This is a genomic window from Pradoshia sp. Z3_51 (genome assembly GCF_058215915.1).
In genome coordinates this window covers 307,843-330,222 of the sequence record NZ_JBZAJC010000002.1, presented here as the reverse complement: position 1 = coordinate 330,222, position 22,380 = coordinate 307,843, and the positions used below count along the sequence as shown (strand labels likewise).

General features: G+C 39.7%; 21 protein-coding genes. 2 read left to right on the top strand and 19 right to left on the bottom strand.

Features of this window, described 5'->3' with window-relative positions; all coding sequences use genetic code 11:
* Positions 1 to 93 precede the first annotated feature (93 nt).
* On the top strand, positions 94 to 282 hold the full coding sequence (gene rpmB, locus AC4BHA_RS05215; RefSeq protein ID WP_066100570.1) for a 50S ribosomal protein L28: 189 nt from the start codon (positions 94 to 96) through the stop codon (positions 280 to 282).
* A 212-nt stretch (positions 283 to 494) separates the two neighbouring features.
* Here the strand turns inward: rpmB and spoVM are convergent, their stop codons facing one another.
* The 17 genes from spoVM to AC4BHA_RS05130 form a co-directional block, all read right to left on the bottom strand.
* On the bottom strand, positions 495 to 575 hold the full coding sequence (gene spoVM / locus AC4BHA_RS05210; protein ID WP_049671465.1) for a stage V sporulation protein SpoVM: 81 nt from the start codon (positions 573 to 575) through the stop codon (positions 495 to 497).
* 73 nt (positions 576 to 648) lie between these two features.
* Complete coding sequence (locus tag AC4BHA_RS05205) at positions 649 to 1,293, bottom strand: thiamine diphosphokinase (RefSeq protein ID WP_139891268.1); 645 nt, start codon at positions 1,291 to 1,293, stop codon at positions 649 to 651.
* A gap of 248 nt (positions 1,294 to 1,541) precedes the next feature.
* Positions 1,542 to 2,189, bottom strand: a complete 648-nt coding sequence (gene rpe, locus AC4BHA_RS05200) for a ribulose-phosphate 3-epimerase (RefSeq protein WP_139891269.1) — start codon at positions 2,187 to 2,189, stop codon at positions 1,542 to 1,544.
* 2 nt (positions 2,190 to 2,191) lie between these two features.
* Positions 2,192 to 3,073: a ribosome small subunit-dependent GTPase A gene (rsgA, locus tag AC4BHA_RS05195; RefSeq protein ID WP_139891270.1), complete on the bottom strand. Its 882-nt coding sequence runs from the start codon at positions 3,071 to 3,073 to the stop codon at positions 2,192 to 2,194.
* Between the two features lie 18 nt (positions 3,074 to 3,091).
* The gene (pknB, locus tag AC4BHA_RS05190; RefSeq protein ID WP_066100585.1) at positions 3,092 to 5,128 is read right to left on the bottom strand and encodes a Stk1 family PASTA domain-containing Ser/Thr kinase; all 2,037 of its coding nucleotides are present in this window, start codon (positions 5,126 to 5,128) and stop codon (positions 3,092 to 3,094) included.
* Positions 5,129 to 5,133: 5 nt separating this feature from the next.
* A complete protein-coding gene (locus AC4BHA_RS05185) occupies positions 5,134 to 5,886 on the bottom strand; it encodes a Stp1/IreP family PP2C-type Ser/Thr phosphatase (protein ID WP_066100586.1) in 753 nt (250 codons plus the stop codon).
* 4 nt (positions 5,887 to 5,890) lie between these two features.
* A complete protein-coding gene (gene rlmN, locus AC4BHA_RS05180; protein ID WP_490551826.1) occupies positions 5,891 to 6,976 on the bottom strand; it encodes a dual-specificity RNA methyltransferase RlmN in 1,086 nt (361 codons plus the stop codon).
* 3 nt (positions 6,977 to 6,979) lie between these two features.
* Positions 6,980 to 8,326, bottom strand: a complete 1,347-nt coding sequence (gene rsmB / locus AC4BHA_RS05175) for a 16S rRNA (cytosine(967)-C(5))-methyltransferase RsmB (RefSeq protein WP_148629556.1) — start codon at positions 8,324 to 8,326, stop codon at positions 6,980 to 6,982.
* A 3-nt stretch (positions 8,327 to 8,329) separates the two neighbouring features.
* Positions 8,330 to 9,271, bottom strand: a complete 942-nt coding sequence (gene fmt / locus AC4BHA_RS05170; RefSeq protein ID WP_490558245.1) for a methionyl-tRNA formyltransferase — start codon at positions 9,269 to 9,271, stop codon at positions 8,330 to 8,332.
* Positions 9,268 to 9,753, bottom strand: coding sequence for a peptide deformylase (gene def / locus AC4BHA_RS05165; protein WP_066100599.1), 486 nt, complete (start codon positions 9,751 to 9,753; stop codon positions 9,268 to 9,270). Before def ends, fmt begins: the two co-directional genes overlap by 4 nt.
* A gap of 22 nt (positions 9,754 to 9,775) precedes the next feature.
* The gene (priA, locus tag AC4BHA_RS05160) at positions 9,776 to 12,190 is read right to left on the bottom strand and encodes a primosomal protein N' (RefSeq protein WP_490558244.1); all 2,415 of its coding nucleotides are present in this window, start codon (positions 12,188 to 12,190) and stop codon (positions 9,776 to 9,778) included.
* Positions 12,187 to 13,401 carry a bifunctional phosphopantothenoylcysteine decarboxylase/phosphopantothenate--cysteine ligase CoaBC gene (gene coaBC / locus AC4BHA_RS05155; protein WP_490551829.1) on the bottom strand — a complete coding sequence of 405 codons (1,215 nt, stop codon included), beginning with the start codon at positions 13,399 to 13,401 and terminating at the stop codon, positions 12,187 to 12,189. The genes priA and coaBC overlap by 4 nt, the downstream gene beginning before the upstream one ends.
* 178 nt (positions 13,402 to 13,579) lie before the next feature.
* Complete coding sequence (gene rpoZ, locus AC4BHA_RS05150; protein ID WP_066100606.1) at positions 13,580 to 13,798, bottom strand: DNA-directed RNA polymerase subunit omega; 219 nt, start codon at positions 13,796 to 13,798, stop codon at positions 13,580 to 13,582.
* A 1-nt stretch (position 13,799) separates the two neighbouring features.
* Complete coding sequence (gene gmk, locus AC4BHA_RS05145; protein ID WP_066102291.1) at positions 13,800 to 14,417, bottom strand: guanylate kinase; 618 nt, start codon at positions 14,415 to 14,417, stop codon at positions 13,800 to 13,802.
* Positions 14,418 to 14,426: 9 nt separating this feature from the next.
* A complete protein-coding gene (remA, locus tag AC4BHA_RS05140) occupies positions 14,427 to 14,690 on the bottom strand; it encodes an extracellular matrix/biofilm regulator RemA (RefSeq protein ID WP_066100607.1) in 264 nt (87 codons plus the stop codon).
* 59 nt (positions 14,691 to 14,749) lie between these two features.
* Positions 14,750 to 15,625, bottom strand: coding sequence for a YicC/YloC family endoribonuclease (locus AC4BHA_RS05135; protein ID WP_139891274.1), 876 nt, complete (start codon positions 15,623 to 15,625; stop codon positions 14,750 to 14,752).
* A 94-nt stretch (positions 15,626 to 15,719) separates the two neighbouring features.
* On the bottom strand, positions 15,720 to 18,389 hold the full coding sequence (locus tag AC4BHA_RS05130) for a calcium-translocating P-type ATPase, SERCA-type (protein WP_148629555.1): 2,670 nt from the start codon (positions 18,387 to 18,389) through the stop codon (positions 15,720 to 15,722).
* A gap of 136 nt (positions 18,390 to 18,525) precedes the next feature.
* On the opposite strand from AC4BHA_RS05130, the gene AC4BHA_RS05125 reads away from it, so the two are divergent.
* Positions 18,526 to 20,229 carry an Rqc2 family fibronectin-binding protein gene (locus AC4BHA_RS05125; protein WP_139891276.1) on the top strand — a complete coding sequence of 568 codons (1,704 nt, stop codon included), beginning with the start codon at positions 18,526 to 18,528 and terminating at the stop codon, positions 20,227 to 20,229.
* Between the two features lie 347 nt (positions 20,230 to 20,576).
* Here AC4BHA_RS05125 and AC4BHA_RS05120 read toward each other — a convergent pair whose 3' ends face one another.
* Both AC4BHA_RS05120 and AC4BHA_RS05115 read right to left on the bottom strand, forming a co-directional pair.
* Positions 20,577 to 21,323 (bottom strand): SDR family NAD(P)-dependent oxidoreductase, encoded by a 747-nt coding sequence (locus AC4BHA_RS05120; RefSeq protein ID WP_139891277.1) that lies wholly within the window; start codon positions 21,321 to 21,323, stop codon positions 20,577 to 20,579.
* Between the two features lie 138 nt (positions 21,324 to 21,461).
* On the bottom strand, positions 21,462 to 22,298 hold the full coding sequence (locus AC4BHA_RS05115) for an Fpg/Nei family DNA glycosylase (RefSeq protein WP_139891278.1): 837 nt from the start codon (positions 22,296 to 22,298) through the stop codon (positions 21,462 to 21,464).
* Positions 22,299 to 22,380 lie beyond the last annotated feature (82 nt).

Genomic DNA, 22,380 nt, shown 5'->3' with positions numbered 1-22,380 from the left:
TAGCGATAGGTATGTTAAATTATTAAAGTATCTTTTGAAGAGACCGACTAAAAAAGAAATGATTAATATAGGCAGTAAGGAGGGAATTGGGCTATGTCACGCAAATGTGTTATTACCGGCAGAAAAACAACTTCCGGAAACCATCGTTCTCATGCCATGAACGCTAACAAACGTACATGGAAAGCTAACGTTCAAAAAGTTCGTATTCTTGTTAACGGAAAACCGAAAAGAGTATACGTTTCTACAAGAGCGTTAAAATCTGGTAAAGTTGAACGCGTATAATAAACGAAAACAAGCATCCTTTTAAAGGATGCTTGTTTATTTTTCCCATCATAACCCCTGTTTAGTCTTGTGTTCTTGAATATTTTTATGAAAATAAAACCACCGAAGGAAAATTTTTATAATTTCCAGGACTTAGCCTAAGACAAGAAATTTTATAAAGAATTAAATTAAACATAAGAAAAACACCCTTTTACAGGGTGCCATATATTTAATTATCCTTTCTTAAAAGCTCCCAACATCGCCTTGACGATTCCTCCCAAAAAGCGGGGCAATTTAATTGTATAAAATTTCATTGTGTCCCTCCTTAGCTCTGCCCGGTTCTCATTATACATTTTCATTTATATAGTAAAAATTCCAACACATAAATCAATCTCTGCTTCTTACCACCAATAATATGCCTTTCAAAAACGAAAAAGTACCAGTTTTAAAATTTAATTCATTGCTAACCGATAATGTCCGGCCACGGTAAAGAGTGACATTTGATAATGGATATTTAAAGTTTACAAGGGTGATTCCCTCTATTTCTTCTGTTATTGGTATAAACGATATGTATTTAAACTCAGTCTCATCCAATACATAGGAACCAGGTTTAAAAAGTCTGATCTCATTGTTACGATCCACTATTCTTGTAGGAATTCCTTCTTTCATATGCTTCTCATCTGCAAGCATCATGATATTGGCCAATGTATGGTCCATTCTGCCGCCCGTTGCCCCATAAATCGTGATTCTGTCCGGCACTTGCTTATAAGCCCATTCAAGAGCTAATTCCAGGTCGGTAGCATCTTTTTCAGGAGGATACTCATAAAAGTGTTCACTGTGCTCTCGTACACGGTTGAGCTCATCCTTAGAGATTGAATCGAAATCACCAAACACACTATGTAGATGAATACCCGCCTCTAAAATTTGTAGCGAGCCCCGATCAACACCAACCCAAATCATCTCTTTGCTATTTAACTTCCTTAAATCCGGAATATATATATCAGGACCGCCTGCGACGATATTTATTTCCATAAAGTCAGCTCCTTTACTTATTTTCACAAAAAAAGGGTTATCCTCTTTTAGCGAATGGACAACCCTTTACTTTTTTATTATATGATTCTTTACTAATTCAGATACCAGATCGGTTTCCCCCTGGTATACAAATCCTGCTCACTTCTTTTATACTTACAATGATCTGGCTAATAGACTTAGAATCATTTATAGACCACATAAACTGCTCTTCTAACTGAATTTATAACAGGGAAAAAACTCACACAAAATTATTCCCCACGAATGGCAGCGATTGCTTTCTTTCTATCATCCTTATTATATATAGCCGAACCTGCCACAAGAACTGTTGCACCTTTTTCAATGCACAACTTGGCAGTTTCCTCATTTACACCGCCATCAATCTCAATTTCGATAGACAAGCCTTTTTCTTTGATCATTTTATCCACCTGCTCGATTTTATCAAGGACACTTGGAATAAAGGCTTGTCCACCAAAGCCAGGATTGACCGACATTAAGAGGACCATATCAAGATCATCCAAAATATATTCCAAAACGGCAGGTGACGTCCCTGGATTTAATACTACCCCTGCCTTAACCCCATAGGATTTAATTAATTGGATCGTACGATGCAAGTGTGTACAGGCTTCCGCATGAACTGTTATATAGTCAGCACCGGCCTTTGCAAATGCTTCAATATATTGGTCAGGATTTTCAATCATGAGATGAACATCAAGCGTTAATTTAGTGATGGGGCGTACAGAATCAACAATAAGTGGACCAATCGTTATATTAGGAACAAAATGACCATCCATAACATCGATATGAATCCAATCTGCTCCCCCTCTTTCTACATCCCGTATTTCCTCTCCCAATTTCGAAAAATCAGCTGATAATATGGATGGAGCAATTTTAACCATCGTTAATACCTCGGCTTTCTATCTTTTATTTCCTCCAGAAACTGCAAATAATGCTCGTATCTATATTTCTGGATTTCCCCAATTTCAACACCATGCTTTACAGCACATTTTGGCTCTTTTACATGCAAGCAGCCTCTAAATTTGCATTCTGAGCTTCTTTCCCTGATTTCAGGGAAACAGCCTGGCAGCTCCTCTGCTTCAATTTCAGTAAATTCAAGCGAACTAAAACCAGGTGTGTCAGCTAATAACCCATCACCAAGGTCAATAAGCTCCACATGTCTTGTTGTATGCTTCCCCCTGCCCAAATGGGAGGAAATGATATTAGTTTTCAAATTAAGAGAAGGATCAAGCACATTCAACAAAGAAGACTTGCCTACTCCGGATTGTCCTGCAAATACTGAGATTTTCCCCCTCAAGAAAGGCATTAACTCTGATACTCCTGCTTCTTCCAAGGAAGACGTTAATATAACATCATAGCCAATTGCCCTGTACTGATCGGCATATTCATGAATCCTTTTTTCATCTTCAGGTTCCAGTAAATCCATTTTACTGATACAAATAATTGGAGCAATATTCTTCGATTCAACCAAAACTAAAAATCGATCCAATAAACTCGTACTGAAATCCGGTTCTGCAGCGGAAAATACGAGAATCGCTTGATCCACATTTGAAATAGGAGGACGTACCAATTCATTTTGGCGTTCTTTAATTTCCATTATATATCCATCTGTTGGATTTTCCGCTTGATAAATAACTGTATCTCCAACAAGCGGAGTTACCTTTTGTTTTCTGAAAACACCTCGGCCTCTGCATTGAATGATTTGACCTTCATCCGCTACATAATAAAAGCCGCTCAGTGCTTTAATAATTTTTCCTTCAGGCATATGTTCCCTCCTTCAAAGTTAACTATCCGAATAACTAATAACGCCCTCATCATAAACACTGTTATCCTTTATAATCTTATACCCTGCTTTTCCATCATGCGGGATAGTAAATTGCAACGTTTTTTTGACAGTTGAAGTCATTTCAAACGTTTCAACAGGTTCTGTCATATTGTTATTTAAGTCCTCAATTAGGATGGTCACGGTTTGTGGCACACCGGCTAATTCTTCATCATACGTTATGGTAACCTCTTTACTCATAACCTTAGGAGGAATTTCTTCTTCTCCTTTTGAAACTGTTACTTTGACTTCCGACCCAATCTCAACAGCAGTGCCGGCAGCCGGTTCCTGGGAAATGACTTGTCCCTCTTTAATTTTCGAACTGTACTCCTCTTTTGCGATTGTAATCTTTAACCCGGTATCAGCCTCATAATCATCCAGTGCTCTCTGGTTGTAATCCGTTAAATCTTTCAGGGTGATTTTGGCTGGGCCGCTGCTTAGCGTTAATTTCAAAATGGTTTCCGATGGGATGACCTCATCCCCTTGCCTAGGATCCTGTTCAAGTACAGTCCCTACTTCTGAATCATCATTTACCCGCTCTATCTCAATATCTTTGAATCCGAAACCCTCAATGAGTGATTTAATATCTTCATAATTCCGATCCTCATAATCGAGAACTTCTACCTGCTCTTTGCCACTGCTGAAAAATACATTAATAACTGAACCTTCCTTAACGGTATCACCTGCTTCAGGATCAGTGTTTATAACATTTCCCGCGGCGATTTCTTCATCAGGCTTTTCAACCGTCTCACCGATTTCAAAACCTTGCTCAATTAGAGTCGACAGAGCGTTTTCCAATTGTTCATCCCTTACATCAGGTACTTTAACATCCTTTGCTGCGAGCATTCCCGGCAAAAACAAGACAGCCAGAACAGCAATCAAAATTAGACTGGCTAAAATAACCCCAATTATTTTAGGCCATTTTTTCTTTTTCTTAGGCTGTTGCTTTTGCTTTTTTGTTTTATCTTTCTTTTGCTTTTGTTTTTGCTTTTTGTTTTTTAACAATCCCTTTTTACCGCTTGATTGTTCCGCTGGTTCCATCATCACGGTATCTTCGTCCAGAGTCAGGATTTTCGTCTCATCATGATTTCCAAACATTTCATCGTTTGTAATAATCGGAATCGCTTTTGTCGCGTCATCATCACTTGGGATGATAAATTTGCTTTCATTTAATCTGTCTGGATTCAAGGCCGTTTCTATGTCTTGTTCCATTTCCTCCACACTCGAATATCGGTGAAATGAATCCTTTGCGGTTGCCTTTAGGATAATATTTTCCACACTTTGAGGTATAGCTGGATTCCATCGTCTTGGAGACGGTGTCTCTGATTGCAGATGCTTCAGGGCAATCGAAACAGCAGACTCACCGGAAAAAGGCAATCGGCCTGTAAGTAATTCAAACATCACTATCCCCAAAGAATAGATATCGGACTTTTTATTCGCCATACCGCCTCTTGCTTGTTCAGGAGACAAATAATGAACCGACCCAAGAACAGAGTTCGTTTGAGTTATGGACGTTGCACTAAGAGCCATTGCAATCCCAAAGTCAGTGATTTTCACATTGCCGTCATGATCAATTAATACATTATGCGGCTTAATGTCTCTATGTACAATATGGTTCTGATGGGCATGTGTGACCGCTGATGTAATTTGTTTCATAATATCCAAGGCTTTCTCAACCGGAATTGGCGAATAGGCTTGGATATATTGCTTTAAGGTCATACCATCGACAAATTCCATCACAATATAATATATATCGCCTTCTTCTCCAACATCATAAATACTAACAATGTTTGGGTGAGTCAGGCTTGTGGCTGATTGTGCCTCCCTATGAAAGCGCCTGATAAATTCCTCATCGTTGGAAAAGTCCATACGAAGAATTTTTAATGCTACATCACGATCAAGAATCATATCTCTTGCCAGATAAACATTAGCCATACCGCCTCCGCCAATCATACGGAGGATTTTATATCTATCGCTAATTCGTTTGCCGGTCAACATATAACTCACCCTCTTTCACTTTCAAAGCTGTGCAGAAGGATTACTAGAGTTATATTATCTTCTCCTCCGTTTTCATTAGCTTTTTGAATAAATGTATCTGCAATATGGTCTAAAGAATCATTGCCTGTAATAATGGTTTCTATTTCAGTTTCAGATAGTTTATCAGAGAGGCCGTCTGAGCATAATAACAGACGGTCCCCTTCCTCAAAACTGATTGTTTTAATATCTACATCCACACTATTTTCTGTTCCAAGAGCGCGAAGGATGACATTTTTTCTAGGATGATGTGCGGCGTCTTCTTTAGATATTTGACCGGAACGGACAAGCTCATTAACCAGGGAATGGTCTTCAGTTACTTGTTTAAACCCACTATCATTCAGCAGATAACATCTCGAATCTCCAACATTCACAATGGTGGCTGATTTGTCTGTACAAACTACGCCAACTATTGTTGTCCCCATTCCTTCACATTCCTCGTGTGCCATGGAGTGCTCAAAAATTTCATGGTTAACCCTTTTAACCTGCTCCTCCAAAAACAATTCGATTGAACTTGGTGAATCAGACTGCAACTCGGTTTCCCATGCTTCTTTTAGTTTGGAAACAGCCATTTCACTTGCTACATCACCAGCTTTGTGACCACCCATTCCATCGGCAATGACAGCAAAAACCATTTGAGAATTTTCCTTGTAAAATATACCGCCCTGATCCTCATTATGGATTCTCACCTTGCCCCGGTCTGTCCTAAAAACTGCCTTCATCCCATCACCTCGTCTCTTCTTTCCTCTCTTTTGCTCTTAGTTGTCCGCAAGCCGCATCAATATCATGCCCTTGCTCTCTTCTCGTAGTAACATTAATGCCTTGATCCTTCAATGTTTTTTCAAACAGATCGATTTGCTCTCTTGGTGTCCGGACATAATCCCGTTCTGGAACATAGTTGACCGGTATTAAATTCACATGGCATTTTATATCCTTGATAAGTGCCGCAAGTTCAAGCGCATGCTCTACTTGGTCATTTTCACCACCAAAGAGACCATATTCAAATGTAATCCTTCTGCCCGTTTTTTCAACATAATACTTAACAGCTTCCATTAACTGCGGAAGCTTGTAGGCTCTGTTAATAGGCATAAGCTTACTGCGAAGCTCAGTGTTTGGCGCATGCAGGGAAATCGCAAAATTAATTTGTAATTTTTCATCTGCAAATTTATATATTTTAGGAATGATTCCGCTAGTTGAAACCGTTATATGACGCGCTCCGATATTTAACCCTTTATCATGGTTAATGATTCGTAAGAATCCCATCATATTATCATAGTTATCGAATGGTTCCCCGATACCCATGATTACTACGGAACTAACACGCTCATTAGTTTCATCAAGGGCCTGCTGCACTTTTACAACCTGTGCAACAATTTCACCTGCTTCAAGATTTCGCTTTAACCCGCCCAGAGTGGATGCACAGAATGTACAGCCTATTCTGCAGCCAACCTGTGTGGTTACACAGACTGAGTTTCCATAATCATGGCGCATTAATACGGTCTCGATTGAATAACCATCCTTCAATTCAAATAAGAATTTAATCGTGCCATCTTTTGATGTTTGCTTGATTAGTGTATTTAAAGTGGTTAATGTAAATGATTCTTCCAATTTTGTACGTAAATTTTTGGAAAGGTTCGTCATATCTTCATAAGTAGAAACCCTTTTTTCATATAACCATTCAAAAATTTGTGTTGCCCGGAATGCTTTTTCTCCGTTTTCTTCAAGCCATTCTTTCAGTTGATCTAATTGTAAGGAATATATAGATGGGAGTTGCTCCTGTTTCTTTACTTCCTTAGCTGTTGTTTGTTCCATTCCTTATGCCTTCTTTCGAATAGAAGCAATAAAAAATCCGTCGCTTCCAAAATATTGAGGTAGTACTTGCAAACTATTATCCATTATATAAGGTCTTACCGGTTCCGGCATTCTTTCCTTTAGGGTAAGATCCTTTTCAAACTCAGGATGCGCCTGTATAAACGCATCAATCACATCATTATTTTCATCATTGCCAACAGTACAAGTACTATAAACTATTGTACCGCCTTTTTTTACCAATTGGGATACTTGATGTAAAATATCAAATTGAATTTTCGCAAGCGCGCTCAAATCGTTCTCGCTTTTTGTATACTTGGCATCCGGTTTACGCTTTAACACTCCTAGTCCTGAACAAGGAGCATCCACAAGGACTTTATCAAACATCTCTGTTTCAAAAAATTCTTGAGTTTTTCTGGCATCCATTTGTTTGGTTACAATATTCGATAAACCAAGACGTTTTGCCTGCATATCAATTAATTTAGTTTTATGTGCATGAAGGTCAAGTGCGTAAATTTGCCCGGTATCGTTCATCTTTTCTGCCATATGCATGGTTTTCCCGCCTGGAGCCGCACAGCTATCAAGAATCGTATCATTTTCTTTCGGTGCTAAAGCATAAGCCACAAGCATGGAGCTCTCATCCTGAATACTAAAAAGCCCTTCTTTAAAGCTTGCTGACAAAGCCATATTACCTTTGAGGCAGCGAATTCCTTCTTCTATTAAAAGACTTGGTTCAACCATGTATCCTTCGCTTTTCAGCTTTTCCATCAATTCTTCCCTGCTGATTTTCGTCAGGTTTACTCTGCCGGTTTGAACAGGAGCGTGCAAGTTCTCCTCACACATTTCCTTGGTTTTAGCCACTCCAAATTCCTCTGCCCACTTTCTTACAAGCCATAATGGATGGCTTGTTGAGACTGAGATTTTTTCCAGGGGATCTTTTATGTCATCCAATGATGGAACTCCTTCACGTTGGATAGACCTCAGTACACCATTAACCAATGAGGCAATTCCGCGATGGCCGCGTTTTTTTGCAATTTCCACTGCTTCATGGATAGCAGCCCGATCAGGAACCCGATCAAGATAAAACATTTGAAAAACTGTCATTTCAATGAGCAATAACACCCAGGATTGAAGCTTTTTAGGGTTTTTGATAAACGGTTTAACATAGTATTCCAATGTCATTTTCCGTTGTATCGTTCCATACGTCAGCTCGGTCAACAACCCTACATCCTGTGGGGAGAGTTCATTTTCTTTTATGGCATGGTTTAATGATAGATTACTGTATGCCTGGCTTTTTTCGACAGACACCAGAATATCAAGCGCAACTTCTCTTACATTCTTTTTTTGTGGCATTCTTTATTCTCCCAATTTCATTCCTGTTGATATGATTGCAGTACCTCGGAGCATCTGTTCAGCAGTCATTCTCTTTTTACCAGCTAGTTGTAAATCAGTAATTTTGATTGCTATATCATTTCCTGTCTTCACAACGAAACCATCTTTTTCGATATCAAGCACTTCACCGGCACTACCTTGCTTGGCGGTCTTCACTTTTTCGCCCCACCAAACCTTTAAAACTGTTCCATTTAACAAAGTATAGGCTACAGGCCATGGATGTAAACCGCGGATATGGTTATAAACCTCTTCTCCGCCTTGTGCCCAATCGATTAATTCCTGTTCTCTTTTAATATTGAAAGCGAAGGTAGCATCTTCCTCATTTTGTTTAATTGGAGTGATTTCTCCATTCAATAATTTTGGAATGGTCTCAGAAACCAGTTGTGCACCAGCTTTACTCAATTTATCATGTAAACTGCCTGTATGGTCAGTTTCCTCAATTGGAACTTCTACTTTTGACAGCATGTCACCTGCATCCAGCTTTTCTACCATGTACATAATGGTTACACCTGTTTTTTCTTTCCCTTGCATGATTGCATAGTGAATAGGTGCACCACCACGTAATTCAGGCAGTAAGGAGGCATGAACGTTTATACAACCATACTTTGGAGCCTCTAATAAACGATTCGGCAGGATTTGTCCAAATGCCGCGGTAACAATTAAGTCTGGATTTAAAGCAAGTACCTTGTCAACTTCTGAATCCACACGAATTTTTTCTGGCTGGAGAACTGGAATACCATGTTTCTCGGCTGTCACCTTTACAGGAGGTGGTGTCAAAATGCGTTTCCGTCCAACCGGACGGTCAGGCTGGGTTACGACACCAACGATTTCATATCCATCATTTATTAAACGTTCTAATACACCGACAGAAAAATCAGGTGTTCCCATAAATATTATTCTAGTCATTCTACTTCATACCCTTCTAACTCTTCTTCACTTATATAACGCACAACTTTTGAAGTAAATAAGATTCCTTCCAAATGATCCATTTCATGTTGAATAGCTCTGGCCAAGTAATCCTCAGCTTCTAAAATATACGTTCGTCCCTGACGATCCTGTGCTTGTATCTTAACATATGCAGGTCGTTCAACCTCTCCATACAGATTGGGAAAACTTAAACAGCCCTCCACATCACGATCCTTACCCTTCGTGGAAAGAATTGTCGGATTAATTAATTCAAATGTTCCAGACTCATCATCTACATCAACAATCGCTACTCTAATATTTTTGCCGATTTGCGGCGCAGCCAATCCCACGCCATCCGCGTCTATCATTGTGTCGTACATATCATCAAGTAACTTCGCTAATTTACGATCAAAAACTTCAACCTTTTTACAGGGAGTTTCAAGAATTTTATCCGGATGTTTTACTATAGGTAATACTGCCACTTATTCTTTTCCGCCTTTCTATTTACATCATAATGAACGGATTGACATCAATCGATAATTGTAACCCTGATTGGGTGGCATTACGTCCATATGTTTCATTCAATTTTTTTAAAATTGTACTTAGATTAGGTTCCCGCTTGTATTTTATCAGACATTGGTACCTATATCTATTGTTGATTCGAGACATTGGGCAAGCAGATGGTCCAAATACAACCGTTTCCGGCCCTACCTGCCGCTTAATAAATGCTGCTATTTTCTCGGCTGCTTCCACCGTTTTCATCACATCTTCATGAGAAATTGTTAAAAGCGCGATATAATAATAGGGAGGATAGTCATTTTGTTTCCGTAAGAACATCTCTCTCATAAAGAAACCGTCATAATCCTGCTCTGATGCCAGTTGAATGCTGTAATGTTCAGGAGTATAGGTTTGAATTACCACTTCGCCTGGCAATTCATGTCTTCCGGCACGCCCACTGACCTGCGTTAGTAGCTGAAAGGTACGTTCTGATGAGCGGAAGTCAGGTAAGTGCAGCATTGTATCTGCAGTAAGAACCCCTACCAAAGTCACTCTTGGAAAGTCGAGGCCTTTGGCAATCATCTGCGTACCAAGAAGAATATCTGCTTGTCCATCTTCGAATTTTTTCAGCAACGCTTCATGTGCTCCTTTGCGTCTGGTTGTATCCACATCCATTCGAATGACTCTGGCATGCGGCAGCAATTTCCCCAGCTCTTCCTCAACCTTTTGAGTTCCTGTACCAAAAAAACGGATATGGTCACTGCCGCAGTCAGGACAAACCTCTGGAACCCGTTCTTCAAGACCGCAATAATGGCATTTCATAAGCGCTTGAACACGATGATATGTCATTGATATATCACAATTTGGACATGTAACTACTAGTCCGCAGTTTCGGCACATCACAAAGGATGAATGTCCTCTTTTATTTAACAAGAGAACAGTCTGTTCCCCTTTGTCTACACGATCCTTCAGCTTTTCAAATAATAGGCCGGAGAACATCGAGCGGTTTCCCCCTCTCATTTCATCCCTCATATCAACGACTGAAATAGCTGGTAAAGCCTGATCGTTTACTCTGCTATTTAATGTTAACAACGTATATACACCTTTTTTCGCTCTTGCAAAACTCTCCAGAGACGGTGTAGCACTGCCGAGGACAACCGGACAATTGTGATAGGCCGCCCGTTTAAGTGCTACATCGCGTGCATGATAACGAGGTGTTTCTTCCTGTTTATAACTACCCTCATGCTCCTCATCAATAATAATCAGACCTAAATTAGTAAACGGTGCAAATACAGCGGAACGGGCACCAACTACAACCTTAACTTCTCCGCGTTGTATTTTGCGCCATTCATCATATTTTTCACCATGAGACAGGCCGCTATGTAATACAGCTACCAAATCTCCAAATCGTCGCTTAAATCTAGTCACCATCATGGGTGTTAAAGAAATTTCAGGCACCAAAACAATGGCTTCCTTCCCTTTATCTACGATTTGCTTGATGGATTGTAAATAGATTTCTGTTTTGCCGCTTCCCGTTACACCATATAATAGGAAATTTTCATTCCGATTTTCCTTTATAGCTAACTTAATCGGATTAATAGCTGCCTGTTGGTTATCTGTTAACTTCAGGCATTGATCCTTTGTAAATTGGCCTTCCGCATAAGGATTACGATATTCCTCTTTCTCAGTAATCTGAACGATTCCTTTTGAAACAAGAGGTTTGATGGCAGAGGAACTGTTAATATTTGTTTCTTCCAGCACTTTTGCCAGCAATTGCTCCCCAGGATGTTCTACCAGATAGGATACTAGTTTTTTCTGATTGCTGGCATTCGCATTTAAGTGGTCTAATTGTTCAAGCAACTCGTTCCTTGTTAGCAATGACGCTATATATTTTTGCTTTTTTATTTTTGTTTTATCAGATACCTGAACAGTAATTTCAAGATTTCCATTGTCAATTTCAGTCTTTATACAGGACAAAAGCTGCTCATTTTGAATCTTAATCCAGCTGACGGCTTCCGCTTTACTGAACAAATACTGAATTTGTTTTGGGAGATCATTTGTCTGCTTACCTGGAGCAAGCCGGATTTGTTTTTCATACTTTGCTTTCAATGCTGCTGGAAGCATTGCCTGGAATGCTGATATTTTAAAACACATCGTCTCATCCGCGAGCCAATGTCCTACATCCAACAATTCGTTATTTAGCGCTGGTTCAATATCCAATAAACTGCTGATTGATTTTAAGCCCTTTACTTCTGTATGCTCCTTTAGTCTTACGACGAAGCCAAGCAATTTCCTTGGGCCAAAAGGAACTGTCACTCGCATTCCCTCACGAATAATGCCGGCCCATTTTTCCGGGATTTTATAATCGAATGGACGGTCCGTTTGCTGGGCCGGTACATCTACGATTACTTCTGCTATCATAAAGAGTGATCCTCATTTATTTGAAGTGATTCTATTTCTTTAAATATTTCTTTGGCAACTTCAGCTTTACTTAGTAAAGGAAGTTCTCTGAAACTGCCATCCTTTTTATATAAGGTAACAATATTGGTATCCGTTCCGAACCCGGCACCTTCATGGGTCACATTATTAGCGACAATCATATCAGCATTTTTCTTAACCAGCTTTTTCTTTGCATACTCATCCAAATCATTCGTTTCAGCTGCAAAACCTATCAAGATTTGGTTTGTTTTTCTCTTACCAACCTCTCGGAGAATATCTTTTGTACGAGTCAGTTCAAGCGTACTGTCGCCTGCTTGTTTCTTCACCTTTTGATTCTCATAAACAGCTGGTTTATAATCAGCTACAGCAGCTGTACCAATAATAATATGCTGCTCATCCATTACATCCATTACCGCTTCATACATTTCGGAAGCACTTTCTACTTTAATTACTTTGACACCTGCAGGAGCGTCCAATGACACCGGGCCTGACACCAATGTAACCTCAGCTCCCATGCTTCTTGCCACCTCCGCTAAAGCATATCCCATTTTACCGCTCGAAAAATTGGATATATAACGTACCGGGTCGATTCGTTCACGAGTTGGACCAGCTGTAATCAGGACTTTTCTGCCACTTAATGATTTCTTTTCTTCAGCAAAAAAATCTTCTAAATTAGCAACAATTGTTTCGGGTTCTTCCAGCCTTCCCTTACCAACATACCCACAGGCTAAATAGCCTTCTGAAGGCTCCATAAATAAATAGCCATCTTCCCGTAGCTGCGCCATATTTCGCTGTACAGCTTTATGGTGATACATATGGACATTCATAGCCGGGGCAATCATAACAGGCGCCGTTGCTGCCAGCAAGGTAGTTGAAATCATATCATCGGCAATTCCATTTGCCAATTTCCCTATAATATTGGCTGTAGCAGGTGCAACCAGAATGACATCCGCCCAGTCAGCGAGCTCAATATGTGCGATTTTACCAGGGATTTTCTCGTCGAATGTATCTATATAAACATCGTTTTTGGATAAAGCCTGAAAAGTTAACGGCATCACGAATTTAGTTGCTGATTCACTCATTATTACCTTTACTTGCGCACCGGCCTGAACAAGTTTACTTGTTAAGGCGGCCGATTTGTATACAGCAATACCTCCTGTTACACAAACAAGTATCTTCTTATTATCAAGCATCTAATCACTCCATAACTGGTATTCTTGAGAATTCCTTTATATACATCTTTTATATCATATATTATCTATTAAATTTGCACTAATATGTTTTACTATAATTCGAAAACATATCATCAGCCAGCAAAAAAAAACAACCTTATTATCAATCGTAAGGTTGTTTTTTCGAAAGCATTGCCTATTAAAAGTCTTGACGACCTTCAGTTACCACTCGATACGTTAAGTCACCAGAATGGATTTCCTCAAGCGCTTTTCCAACATATTTATGAGATACCGGCTTTGCAATTTTTGTGCTTTCTCCAGATTCCTGCATATAACGTGCACGTTTAGCTGCAACGGATACCAAAGAATATTTAGAATCAATTTTTGTCAATAGTGAGTCAATAGATGGGTATAACATATTATTTATCATCCTCCAATAATTTTTTGTATCTTTTTTCTACTCGTTCACGGCGTAGATGTTCAGCCACCACGATTGCATTGATGCGCTCGCACGCATGCTCTACACGATCATTTTCAACTACATAATCGTAAAGATTCATCATTTCGATTTCTTCCCGAGCCGCTTTCATTCGGTTACGGATTAACTCATCTGTTTCCGTGCCTCTTGTTACGATTCGATTTTCAAGCTCCTTAAGGCTTGGCGGAGCAAGGAAAATAAATAAACCGTCAGGAAACTTCTCACGAACCTGACGCGCTCCTTGTACTTCTATTTCAAGAAATACATCCTTGCCTTCATTTAACGTTTGGCGAACGTATTCAATTGGTGTTCCATAATAATTTCCCACATATTCAGCATGCTCCAAAAGTTCATCATTGGCAATCATATCTTCAAATTGTTCCTTTGATTTAAAGAAATAATCCACCCCATCAACTTCTCCCTCACGAGGTTTTCTGGAAGTTGCTGAAATTGAATATTGAAAATCAACATCCGGCTGAGAAAAAATCGCCTTTCTGACTGTACCTTTCCCCACTCCAGATGGACCTGATAAAACTATTAATAACCCTTTTTCCTCCAAAACAATCACCTATCCTTCCAACACGCTCTCATCACGGTCATGTAACCTCGCAGCCACGGTCTCCGGCTGTACCGCTGAAAGAACCACATGGTCACTATCGGTTATAATCACTGCGCGTGTTCTTCTTCCATATGTAGCATCTATAAGCGAACCCTTGTCCCTGGCATCCTGAATAATCCTTTTAATAGGTGCAGATTCAGGACTTACAATGGTAACAATGCGATTAGCAGAAACTATATTCCCAAATCCAATATTAATCAACTTTATGGACATTGAAGCAGCCTCCATCCCTCTTACCTAGTGTATGCTTGTATGTACTATCATAAACTGTATTATTCTACATTTTGAACCTGTTCCTTCATTTTCTCAAGAATTGTTTTCATCTCGACAACTTTTCTTGCAATTATTGCATCGTTTGCTTTAGAGCCGATTGTATTTGTTTCCCGATTCATCTCCTGGATGAGAAAATCAAGCTTTCTGCCAATCGGACCGCTTGCCTCCAATGATTCTAGAAATTGTGCAATATGGCTTTTCAACCTTGAAACTTCTTCATGTATATCTGCTTTATCTGTAAATAAAGCTATTTCTGTTAACAGCCTGTTTGGATCAAAGATATCTCCAACTGCTTCTTCAAGCTTTTGTTTGAGCCGGCTGCTATATTGCTTAACAACTTCCGGTGCACGCTCCCTGACATCCTCAACCTCTGCATCAAATTTTTTAATATGCTCAGTTAAATCGCTCTTTAGGAACTCACCTTCTGTTTCCCGCATATTTGACAAGCGAGAAGCAGCTTTTTCTACCGTACCAAGCAGCATTTTCTCAAGATCGGCATTAACTTCTTCCTTCTCATCAATAGAGATAATATGTTCGAGATGAAGCAAATCAGTCATCTCCGGTTCTGCAAACGCACTGTACTTATTATTGAATTCAGTAGATATATTCATGAATTGGTCAATTAAATCCCAATTAGGTGTCATCGTTCTTTTAACGGTTCCTTCACCCTGAAGGCTGATAAATACTTCTATTCTACCTCTATGCAGCTTTTGCTGAATAATCTTTTTAATCCTGTCTTCATACATGAGCAGTTGACGAGGTGATCGGATACTGCATTCAAAAAAACGATGATTCACACTTTTCATCTCAATGGTTATGGATAAAGAATCGTTTTCTGTCTTCGCTCTTCCATACCCTGTCATGCTTAAAATCATCCGGCCCCAGCTCCAATCAGTAACATTATACACGCTAATATAAAATAAAAAGGTAATAGAGCTCACTCTACTACCTTAAAAATTATATCACAATTTATTTAGATTTACTTACATAAAATGTACCCGCCAATAAAAAAGTTGGAATAGACGCCATTCCGACAATTAATAGCCAATCACGAGGGGCAATCGGCACCGTATGGAAAACGGTTTGTAAAGGTGGATAGTACAAGGCAATCAGCATAAGAATTAAAGAAGATACGACTGCCCATACAAGATACATATTGCCAAATGGGTTTCTTGAAAAGATTGATTTTTCACTTCTGCAGTCAAATACATGGATTAATTGTGCAAGAACCAAAGTTACAAAGGCTACGGTCTGAGCATATTGTAAATTATCAGGGTTTGATTTATATACAGTTATAAACGCAAGCAATGTGGCGATACCAATCAAGAATCCTCTTGATATGATTTTCCACCCCAATCCCCTAGCGAATACGCCTTCTTTTGGATGACGCGGACCCCGCTTCATCACATTTTCTTCAGGTTGATCGAGTCCCAGTGCCATAGCCGGCAATCCATCGGTAACCAGGTTTACCCATAAAATCTGGATTGGCAATAAAGGCAAGGGCAATCCCATGACCATCGCAAATAGCATAACTAAAATCTCTCCTACATTTGATGCTAATAAATAGCGTACGAATTTACGAATATTTTCGTAAATATTTCTGCCTTCTCTTATGGCCGATTTTATGGTTGCAAAATTATCGTCCAATAAAATTAAAGAAGATGTTTCTTTGGCCACATCTGTACCGGATATACCCATCGCTATTCCAATATCTGCAGCCTTTATAGCAGGTGCATCATTCACTCCGTCTCCTGTCATAGCCACTATATGTCCTACTCGTTGAAAGGCACTGACTATTTTTAATTTATGCTCTGGTGAAACACGGGCAAAAACAGTCGTCTCATCAACGATATTTTCCAAATCATCCACAGACATCGCATCTAAATCTTTACCGGTCAGCACACGGTCTCCTTCGCGGAATATCTCCAATTGTTTACCGATAGCCTTTGCTGTTATTAAGTGATCGCCGGTTATCATCACCGTTTTAATACCGGCATCGCGACATTCCAGCACCGCTTTCCTTACTTCTGGACGCGGTGGATCCATCATTCCTTCAAGGCCAAGGAATATCAATTCATTTTCAGCATCCGTTTGGTCAAGAATTGCTTGATTGGCTGGTACACTTTTGTAGGCAACCGCAATTGTCCTTAATGCTTGTTCAGCCATATGTTCAGTTGTATTCCCTATGGACTCACGAAGTTGCTCATCCATATGCTTCACTCTTCCATTGGACATAACCGTTGTACATTTCCCAAGTAAAACATCAGGTGCCCCTTTAGTAATGACAAATTGCCTTCCGTTATGATCCTTTACCAATACACTCATTAATTTACGTTCTGATTCAAAAGGAAACTCCTTTAAAATCTTATACTTTTCGAATAAAAGCTGGCGGTCAATTCCCTTCTTCATAGCGGCAACAAGCATAGCTCCTTCAGTCGGATCCCCATCTATATAATACTTTTTCTTTTTAAGCTTAAGCTCAGAGTTGTTACAGAGGATACCATAGGTTAGCAATTGCTTCAGCTCTGTATCATCCTGATGACCGCTCACACATTCAAACTTACCGGTTGGATCAAACCCCTTCCCAGACACTGACCACTGCTGCCCTGAAACCCAAACCTTAGTCACCATCATCTTATTCTCAGTCATCGTCCCTGTTTTATCAGAACAAATGACTGATGCACAGCCCAATGTTTCTACAGCAGGCAGTTTCCTTACGATTGCTTTCTGTCGAATCATTCGCTGGACTCCCAGGGATAAGGCTACCGTAACAATAGCCGGTAAACCTTCCGGAATAGCAGCCACGGCTAAAGATACTCCCGCAAGAACCATGGTGTATAAGTTATTTCCTTGTAAAACACCAATTCCTACAACCAATAAAGTCAGCAGTAATGCAACAACAATGAGTATCTTTCCCAGTTGTTCCAGGCGAAGCTGCAAAGGCGTCTGTTGCGTATTGGCATTTTGCAGCAGATCTGCAATTTGGCCCATTGCCGTTTTCATTCCTGTCGCAACAACTATACCCTCACCTGACCCACGTGTTACCATCGTTCCCATAAATGCCATATTAACCTGATCGCCGATTCCGTCTTGCCCATCTCTTTTTGGTTCTTCCGTTTTAGCAACAGGGAGCGATTCACCTGTCAATGCAGATTCTTCTATTTCAAGATTATACTGCTGGAAAATCCTCACATCTGCACCAATACGGTCGCCACTTGAAAACTTTACTATATCTCCCGGAACACATTCTTTAGCCGGAATTTTCGACCATAACCCATCACGTAATACAATCATTTGAGGTGCAGCCATTTCCTTTAAAGCCGACAGCGATTTTTCTGCTTTCCTTTCCTGAAAGAACCCTAATAAACCATTAATCAATACGATCATGATAATGGCAATTGCATCAATATACTCTCCCAGCAAACCTGAAACGAGAGTAGCCGCAAGCAGGATAAGGACCATAAAATCTTTAAACTGCTGAAAAAACAGAATTAAAGCAGATTGCTTTTCTCCTTCTGCTAATTCATTTTCTCCGTATTGGTTTAACCTTTTTTTTGCTTCCTGATGACTTAACCCTTTTTTTGTATGTACTCCAAAAGCGGATTGTAGCTTTTCTTTGTCCATTTCTGCAAGTTTCATGTGACGGATACAACCTCCTTAACAATCCGAATAACTTTCTTTGATACATGTTTATTCAGAGTTGTCCTAAAAAATGCTATACTTGTTTGAATGGAGATTTATAATTCGAATACTTACTAAAGAAGGTGTCACATATATGTCCTTTGACGGTTTTTTTACAAGAGCAATGACCGAAGAATTATCAGAGACGTTAACTGGTGGACGAATAACAAAAATTCATCAGCCCTATAGAAATGAATTACTGCTAGTCATTCGCGCAGGCAGAACCAATCATAAGCTTCTGTTGTCTGCACATCCCAGCTATGCTCGTGTACAACTAACAGAAGAAAACACGGATAACCCTTCAGAAGCACCCATGTTTTGCATGCTGCTTCGTAAACATTTGGAAGGCTATTTTATAGAGAAAATCGAACAGCCTGAATTGGAAAGAATCATTAAATTTGAGATTAGAGGGCGCAATGAAATCGGCGACATAACTCAAAAATTATTAATCATAGAGATAATGGGCAAACACAGCAATATTATTCTTGTTGATAAAGAAAGAAATATGATTATAGACTGTATCAAGCATGTACCGTCTGCTTTAAACAGCTACAGGACATTATTGCCAGGTCATTCCTACGTTTTGCCGCCAGCTCAGAATAAAATCAATCCGCTATCAGATATAGATAAAGGCTTGACACATATTGATTATTTTGCTGGCAAAATTGATAAACAATTGGTCACACAGTTTGCTGGTATCTCTCCTCTTCTTGCGAAAGAAATAACCTACAGGGCTGGACTTGTAAACAGGGAGACCGTTCCAGAGAGCTTCAATACAATAATGGAGCAATTAAAATCACATAATTATCAGCCAACATTGGTTACAGGAGATAAGGAAGCTTTTTACCTCATCCCACTTCAGCATTTGAAAGGTGATAAGAAGGAATTTCCTTCGCTAAGCTTATTGTTAGATCGCTTTTATTATCAAAAAGCGGATCGGGATCGTGTCAAGCAGCAAGCGCATGACCTGGAGAGAATTCTCTCAAATGAAAAAGAAAAAAATGAAAAGAAACTAATAAAATTAGAAGAGACTCTGCAGGATTCTGAGAAGGCAGAAATATTCAAGAAATACGGGGAACTGATAACTGGTCATATTTACGCTTTGAACAAAGGAATGAAGAGTGCTGAAGTAATTGATTATTATGATGAAAATCAACCTACTCTTTTGATTGAGCTCGATGTCCGAAAAACCCCTTCTGAAAATGCTCAATGGTATTTTTCTAAATACCAAAAGGCAAAGAACGCCAAATCCTTTGTAATCGATCAAATCGAAAAAACAAATGACGAAATTCAATATCTCGATAATTTAATCCACCAAATGAACACTGCCTCACCAAGAGATTTGCAGGAAATCCGTGAAGAGCTTGAAGAAGGCGGATATGTGAAAAAAAGATATACCAAAAAGCAAGGTAAGAAAAAAGATTTAAAACCTGTCCTTGATTCCTATTTGTCCAGTGATGGCATGGAAATTTTGGTAGGTAAAAACAATAAGCAGAATGAATATTTAACCAATCGCTTAGCGGCTAAAAATCAGCTTTGGTTCCATACGAAGGATATTCCGGGATCCCATGTTGTCATCCGCGATGCAAACCCTACCGAACAAACGATAAAAGAAGCCGCCATTCTGGCTGCCTATTTCAGTAAAGCCAGGCAGTCGAGCCAAGTTCCGGTAGACTCTACACTAATCAGGCATGTCAAAAAACCAGCTGGAGCAAAACCAGGCTTTGTAACCTATGATAATCAAACAACCTACTATGTTACCCCGGATGAAGAAGTGGTTTTATCCTTAAAAGCATAGATAAACGCAGCGGTTTTAATTTTCCGCTGCGTTTTTATTATATTATTATTCTTTTGTTATTACTCTAAATAGGAAATAAGATACTTCATCATTGCTGAGTGTCCAGGGCGTTCGTATCCCAACAAAAAAATCAGTTCCCGCTCGCTGCATATTACGAACAGTATCAAAGTATATCCACAGTTATATTAACCTGTTTTGTTATCTTCTTAAATTTCCTCCTTATACACACTTGCTAAAGTGGGGGGAGAAAAAGACTGCCAATAAAAAAATATCAGGGATCTTCCCTGATATTTTTTTGAGCCTCTGAAGACGGCCAGTCGGTTGATTTTCACCTGTCCCCGATTGAGCTATCTAGCTAATAGTCCCCCATCCACGACATATTCCGCTCCCGTTATATAGGAGGCGTCGTCAGAGGCTAAAAACAAGACTGGTTTAGAGATTTCTTGTGGGTCTGATAATCGTCCTATCGGAGATGTAGCATACATATCCAGTTGTTCTTGCGTATAGGTTTCTTTTAGCAGTGGGGTTAATACACCCCCTGGACATATCACATTGATTCGAATATTCTTGTCGGCGTATTCTACGGCTGCTGCTTTCGTCAACCCGTTAACCGCATGTTTGGCTGCCGTATACGCCACATTGGGGGTCCCATTGACATGTCTTAATCCTGCGGTAGATGAAATATTCACAATTGAGCCTCCCCCCGCCTCAATCATATGCGGAATTAACGCTTTCATCCCATAGAATGTTCCATGTTGGTCTATACTTATGATTTTGAGGTAGTCTTCATCTGCCAAATCGGTCAGCAAAGACACAGGACCAGCATATCCAGCATTATTCACCAAAACCGTAACAGGGCCAAAGGCTTCAACCGCTTGGTTTATGACATGTTTCCAATCGTCTGGATTGGTAACATCGTGTTTCACAAATAGTGTGTTCTCCCCGAGCTCTTTCGATAACGTCCTTCCTTCCGCTTCGAGTATATCCGTAATCACTACTTTAGCTCCTTCTTTGACAAACTCTCTAACGTGTTCAGAACCCATTCCTCGTGATGCACCCGTGATAATTGCCACTTTTCCATCCAGTCTCCCCATAATCTTTCCTCCTTTTTATTCACATTCACACTCACACCCTTACCCAATTTTTGGTATTTCCAAGCATTTTTAAGTGGGATTGTCTAACTAAAACGGATGTTCCCTGGATGAATACGATCAAGAAAAAGACAGAATATTTCATTCCGTCTTTGATAACCGCTGACACGCAGGGCAAATGTATGAAGTGGTGCTTCCTGTTTTGATTGATTGAATGGTCTCCCCGCATCTAGGGCAAGGTTCCCCTTTTTTATACGCAATTTGAAAATCACTCGTCAAGTACTCACCGTTATGTCCGTAAAAATCCTTTTCAAGAGAAAAACTCCCCTTGGATAAAGAATGGTGCAATTGTTTCTGCATATTGTTATAGAGGTTTTTGACCTCTTCTTCCGATAGGTCGGATACTTTCTTCTGAGGATGGATTCCGCTTTCAAACAAGATATCGTGAATATACATATTGCCGATTCCGCCGACGTTTTTTTGATTCAACAAGAAGGATTTAATTCCCGCTTTTTTCCCGTTAACCAACTGTCTGAAATAGTCATAGGTAAATTCCTTATCGAATGGGGTGAAGGCAATAGCTTTGATTATTTTTTCTTCTTTGATTTCTTGATCATTGGCGATATACACTTTTCCAAACCACCAAAATCGGATGGAAAACCCTGTCCCATCTTGAAATTGGATGAGGAATTGATATTTTTCCTGAACGGGATTGGATGAAATAGGTTCAAAATAAAGCAAATCCCCTCCCATCCCGAGCGAAATTAACATGTTTTCTCCATTCGATAGGGAAACGATGATCCATTTCCCTTTATTTTGAACCGCTTTAACCGTTGATCCTATTACTCGTGATGAAAATACCAACCCCGAAACATTGCAGCACTTTTCCTGCTTTATTTCCACCCGTTCGATTTGTTTGCCCGAGAGAGAGTCATTCATCTGGGTACTTAATTGATAGATTTCGGGTAACTCTGCCATTCTCCATTCCCCCTTTTATGCAAATTTACCTCATCGGAGACTATTCCGAAGAACCGAACGAACAAAAAGGCTGAATATAACC